We start from the raw sequence: 515 nt of genomic DNA, 5'->3' as shown, positions 1-515 counted from the left end.
GATTACCGGATTTCAGTCGGTTTGATTTTGCCATGAAGGCCTTAGGAATTTGTTTTTTTATTGGTGTACCATCAAATTTTTCGAATCTCGAACGGTAAAGCCATAACCTAAACTATCGGCCCAATAAAGCCTAATCAGCCTTAATTTCTTAATGGCTAAGCAACAAAAAAACGCTAAAGTTGTAAGTAATCAGCAAAACTTTGCCTTTAGCTCTGCAGAAATTTCTTCGGTAACTCTAATGATATCGTCGGGTGTATCAAGGTTGTTCAATACCACCTTGTTGCAGCTTTCTCTGTATGGCAATAAAAATTCTTTATAGGCTGGTACCACGTGGTTGTTCCATTTATAAAGCACATCATCTTCAGGATAGCCTCTTTCCATGCCATCGCGCTTTATGCGGCGTTTCAGGGCAACCTCTTCATCGGCTTCGATAAAGACTGTCTCTTATACACATCTGACGCTGCCGACGAACCACGACATGTGTGGTGGTGGGGGGGGGGGGGGGGGGGGGGGGG

At 44.1% G+C, this 515-nt stretch carries 1 protein-coding gene; it reads right to left on the bottom strand.

Annotated elements, in window-relative coordinates; all coding sequences use genetic code 11:
- Nucleotides 1–189 precede the first annotated feature (189 nt).
- Nucleotides 190–432 carry a hypothetical protein gene (locus JHD69_RS20250; protein WP_370583541.1) on the bottom strand — a complete coding sequence of 81 codons (243 nt, stop codon included), beginning with the start codon at nt 430–432 and terminating at the stop codon, nt 190–192.
- Between the last annotated feature and the right edge of the window lie 83 nt (nt 433–515).

Source organism: Pedobacter sp. ASV12, assembly GCF_016429155.1.
Lineage (GTDB): Bacteria > Bacteroidota > Bacteroidia > Sphingobacteriales > Sphingobacteriaceae > Pedobacter.
This window is presented reverse-complemented; position numbering and strand designations above follow the sequence as displayed.